At 62.3% G+C, this 4,789-nt stretch carries 3 protein-coding genes, 1 tRNA gene and 1 pseudogene; 3 read left to right on the top strand and 2 right to left on the bottom strand.

Annotation, left to right across the window (positions count from 1 at the left end; genetic code table 11):
• On the top strand, nucleotides 1–2,470 hold a 2,470-nt coding region (locus ASE66_RS12350), incomplete at its 5' end, for a WD40 repeat domain-containing protein (protein WP_413814259.1).
• Between the two features lie 58 nt (nucleotides 2,471–2,528).
• Here the strand turns inward: ASE66_RS12350 and ASE66_RS12345 are convergent.
• Entirely contained in the window at nucleotides 2,529–3,893 is a 1,365-nt protein-coding gene (locus ASE66_RS12345; RefSeq protein WP_057189881.1) for a tyrosine-type recombinase/integrase, read from the bottom strand.
• 113 nt (nucleotides 3,894–4,006) lie between these two features.
• Here ASE66_RS12345 and ASE66_RS32060 point away from each other — a divergent pair.
• A tRNA-Arg gene (locus ASE66_RS32060) sits at nucleotides 4,007–4,098 on the top strand.
• A gap of 154 nt (nucleotides 4,099–4,252) precedes the next feature.
• On the opposite strand, the pseudogene ASE66_RS32055 reads toward ASE66_RS32060, so the two are convergent.
• Nucleotides 4,253–4,369: pseudogene (locus ASE66_RS32055) on the bottom strand (IS5/IS1182 family transposase); the annotation flags it as partial.
• A gap of 98 nt (nucleotides 4,370–4,467) precedes the next feature.
• Between ASE66_RS32055 and ASE66_RS12340 the strand changes: the two are divergent.
• Nucleotides 4,468–4,680 carry an SDR family NAD(P)-dependent oxidoreductase gene (locus tag ASE66_RS12340; RefSeq protein ID WP_057189880.1) on the top strand — a complete coding sequence of 71 codons (213 nt, stop codon included), beginning with the start codon at nucleotides 4,468–4,470 and terminating at the stop codon, nucleotides 4,678–4,680.
• Nucleotides 4,681–4,789: the final 109 nt, after the last annotated feature.

The following is a 4,789-nucleotide window of genomic DNA, read 5'->3' as shown; positions in this document are numbered from 1 at the left end:
CGGCGCGGCTGGCTGGTACTGGAAAGACGCTCGGGCTCAAGCCGAGATCGCCAACGATCAGCGTGAGGTCGCTGATAGGAACGCCACGATCGCAAGAGAGGCGGCTGCAAAAGCGGAGGATGACACCGCACGGTATGCCGCCGCGATCGCCGACGGGCTGCTGGTGCAGGATCGCCCCGTCGAGGCGCTCAAGGTCGTACGCGCGGGCCTGAGCGGGACCTATTCTGAGGACGACTTCGTGCGCAAGCCCGCCGCGTATGCGATGCTGTCGCAAAGTCTGTCTCGCCTCGAGCAGGTGCCTGGTGTGCTTCGCGGGCACAGTAGCATTGTCACCAGCGCCTTGTTCTCACCGAACGGCACAAAGATCGTCACGTCATCGGAGGATGCTACGGTGCGATTGTGGGATGCTGGGAACGGGCGAGTGCTTTTGACGCTTATGGGACACACGGGCGCGGTCTGGACCGCAGCGTTCTCGCCTGATGGCACTCGGATTGTCACGGCGTCCTCGGATAAGACGGCTCGGCTGTGGGACGCGGAAAGCGGGCGGGCGGTGGGCGCGCTCGAGGGGCACTCGGGTACGGTCAATACCGCCGCGTTCTCGCCGGATGGGACGCGGATCGTCACGGCGTCCTCGGACAGCACCGCGCGGCTCTGGGATGCGGCGAGCGGGCAGGCGCTGGCGACGCTTGAAGGGCACACAAGCAGGGTCATCTCAGCTGCGTTTTCGCCGGACGGAACACGAGTCGTTACCGCCTCGCAAGATTCCATGGCGCGGCTGTGGGACGCGGCGAGCGGCCGGGCGCTGGCCACGCTCGAGGGGCACACGGGCACCATCGGCATTGCCGTATTCTCGCCGGATGGGTCGCGAATCCTTACGGCGTCTCAACCCACACTAACTATTTGGGACCGCACGCCGCGCGACTCTTCGGCGCGGTTATGGGATGCAGTGAGCGGGAGATTATTGGCGAAACTCGAGGGGCACACAAACACAATTAATACCGCCGTCTTTTCTCCGGACGGGAAACGGATCGTCACAGTGTCGTCTGACAGAACCATAAGGATGTGGGAAGTTGCGGACGGGCGGGCGCTGAATGTGTTGGAGCGGCAGCCCTCGACTGGCACCATTGCATTCTCGTCGGACGGGACGCGGATCGTCACGGCGTCCCCTTACACTGCCGCCCGGCTGTTGGAGGCGGCGAGCGGGCGAGTGCTGGTCACGTTTAAAGGGGATGCTCGCATGGTGCGGACCGCAGCGTTCTCGCCGGACGGCAACCAAATCCTCACGGTATCCGCGGACAACGCGGCTCGCCTATGGGACGCGGCGAGTGGGCTGACGATGGCCACGCTCGCGGGGCACACGAAAGGGGTTAACACCGCCAAGTTTTCGCCCGAGGGATTGCGGATCGTAACAGCGTCGCAGGACAATACGGCACGCATATGGAACGTGGCGAACGGGCGGGCGATGGCGACGCTGGAGGCGCACTCGAATACAATCTTTACCGCAGAGTTCTCGCCAAACGGGACACGCATCGTCACGGCGTCCCGAGATCGGACGGCGCGGGTGTGGGACGCGGCGAGCGGGCGGGTGCTGGCCACGCTCGAGGGGCACGAGGACGCGGTAAAAAGCGCAGCGTTCTCGCGTGACGGCAGCTGGATCGTCACGGCGTCCCAGGACAACACGGCGCGGCTGTGGGACGCGGAAAGCGGACGGGCGGTGGTTACCCTGGGGGGGCACGCGAGCACGGTCACCACCGCCGAGTTTTCGCCGGACGGGGCTCGGATCGTCACGGCGTCCTGGGACAACACCGCGCGGTTGTGGGACGCGGCGAGTGGGCGGGCGCAAGTCACGCTCGAGGGGCACGCCGGCTCGGTCCTTACCGCCAAATTTTCGCCGGACGGGACGCGGATCGTCACGGCGTCAGAAGACAAGACGGCGCGGCTGTGGGACGCGGCGAGCGGGCGGGCGCAAGTGATGCTCGAGGGGCACGCCGCCTCGGTTCTTACCGCCAAATTTTCCCCGGACGGAACGCGGATCGTCACGGCGTCAGAAGACAAGACGGCGCGGCTTTGGGACGCGGCGAGCGGGCGTGTGCTGGCTACGCTGGAGGGCCACACGGGGGCCGTTTCTACTGCAATGTTTTCATCGGATGGCCAGCGAATCGTTACCGCTTCCGACGATGGCACGACGCGGCTGTGGGACACGGACAATGGGCGAGCGCTGGCCACGCTTGATGGGCATACCGCTATGTTCTCTCCGAACGATACGCTAATCGTCACCTCGTCCTCGGATGATACAGCGCAGGTTTGGAATGTGACGCCGGCAATTCCATCGGTGGCGCCTGGCAAGATTAATTGGAGGCTCCCGCCACCTTTTAGCCAAGCCCTGATCGATCGCGCTGATATTGTAGTCCCGGAACGGCTAACCGAAGTCGAGCGACGTGCAATCCTCAAAGAGGATCGAGCGCGATAATTTAGTGATTTACAGGACTCTAACGCTTGCTTGCGGCATCGAGAGATAGGAAGAGAGGTCATTTCTTAAGAGCCGTTACGTTAGACCTTGACTTAACATCGCCATCCAACGCCGCCGCAAGAGAACTTCCGATGGCATTTGCAGCCCGGCGCATTGGGTCAGCATCGAAATGACTGTAACGGTTCGTCGTCTTGACGTCTGCGTGACCCAGGAGGCGTCCGACAATTGTCAGCCCCATGCCGGCAGCTGCGCCATGGCTTGCGTAAGTGTGGCGCAAGTCGTGGATGCGCACGCCCTCCAATTCGGCTGCGCGCATGAGGAGCGCCCAAGGGCGCTTAAGGTCGCTGCGTGGCCTCTTCGGATCATCGCCTGCGATGACATAGTCACAGCCACTGATGCGTGGCACGGTCGTCAGCACTTCGAGCGCCGGTGCGGCAAGGACAACTGTCTTTGCGCCTGTCTTCGAATCCGCCAATCGAAGCAGGCCTCGCTCAATATCAACATGCTGCCATTTCAGATCTAGGATTTCCCGCAGCCGGCAGCCGGTGAGAACCAAAAGGCGGATGGCAGCAGCGGGATACGGCCCGATGATTGAGCGTTGATCGTCGCGATTCTTCGGCAGATGTTTCGATCTCGGATTGATCGGCTTTGTCCGCCAGGCGATGCCAACCGTTTCGGCCTGGCGCAAGGCGGCCCCAAATTTTTCAAGTTCCGCAGTCCCGAGGAAACGCGCGCCCTGTTTATCGGCATACTTGGCAACGCCATGTGTTGGATTATCAGCCCGCATGCCGAGCCGGATCGCGTAGCTGAATATGCCGCCCAGCAAACGAACGGTGCGGGTTGCTGTGCCTTTGCCACCCGTCACGATGGCTCTGCCATGCCGCTTCGTTTTCACGTCTACGGCGGTCTTGCCACTGGCGACGTCGCGCAGGAAGCGCTCGATGTCGCCGCGACCAATGTCGCGGACCAGCTTCTTGCCGAGGAGCGGCTTGATATGGCGCGCGATCCGGCCGCGATCTGAAATCAGCGTCGATGACTTCTTGGGCGTGCCCAGCTTGCTGATGATGTTCCCAAGCTCGGCTTCCGCGAGATAGAGGTCGCACAGTTCGGCAACCGTCTTTGCGGCCTTTGCTTCGACCTTAAGGGCGGCCGGGTCTTCGCCCGCATGGACCCGGGCAAGCACGTCCTTCGCGATGGCGCGGGCTTCGTCGGGCGTCAGCGTATTGGACTTGCCAAGCGTCATGCGGCGCTTGGAAACGCCCCGCCCGCCGGCGCCCGGCCGGTATTCAACGATCCAGGTCATGACGCCCGACGGCATGACCTTGAGCCCGAACCCCTTCAGCTCAACGTCAAACCAGAACGCCGTTTTCCCTCCCGGCGCGATGCCATCGAGCGCACGTTTCGTCAGCTTGATGGTTGGCATGGGCGGGCCCCCGCTCTTAATCCCAGTAGCCACCGAATAGCCACGACGGAGACATTACGAGAAAGCGCCGGCCATCACAAGAAATCGAACATCTATATTTTCAATGAGTTATAGCGCCCCAGAGATCTTGGGCGCCTCCAGGAACTCTCCGGCCCTAGCCCTCCGAAGGCAAAGGTCACACGTTCGAATCGTGTCGGGCGCGCCAAAATTCCCAAGCACAATCAATGCTTTGAGAATTTACTTCAACGCTTCCACCCTTCGTTCCATGGCGAAGAAGGGCTCGGGTCTCACGATTACACAGCGAGCCAACGGCAGCTGGCGGACTCAAATTGGCAAGGCTGGTTTTCCGTATCAGTCTAGATCGCGTCGAAAAACCGCCGTCCGTCGCTGCGCGGACCACGCCGCCCCTTCCGGCTACCTGGAACGAACCGTTCCAGCCGCTCCCACGGATCGTCCCGCAGAACTTTCCCGTCCAAAGCTGACCCCAAAAATCAGCCTTGAATCAGATCCCCAACAACTCGGGAACCCTAAATTGTCACTACAGCCTAGAGATTTTTGACGCACCAGGAAGCCGATGCAGGCCTTCATTCCGGCCATGGCGGAGCGCGGTTTCGGCCGCCTGATCGCGATCGGCTCGATCCAGCAGGTCAAGGAGCACCGCGACATGCTCGCCTACGCCGCGAGCAAGGCGGCCCTGGAGAGTATGGTCCGCAAAGACGCTGCGGGCGATCTACTATCTCTCCAACGCCCGCCTCTATGCCGCGATCGAGATGGCCTGCCTCGATAGNGCCGGTGCGCGACCGCATCCCGATGATCGCCTATCTGTTCTGGCGCTATGACCGGCCGGGCGGGGCCATGACGAGCATCCGCAGGACATGGCCGATCTCTGCCAGGAA

It is taken from the genome of Allobosea sp. Root483D1 (genome assembly GCF_001429505.1).
Taxonomy (GTDB): domain Bacteria; phylum Pseudomonadota; class Alphaproteobacteria; order Rhizobiales; family Beijerinckiaceae; genus Allobosea.
This window is presented reverse-complemented; position numbering and strand designations above follow the sequence as displayed.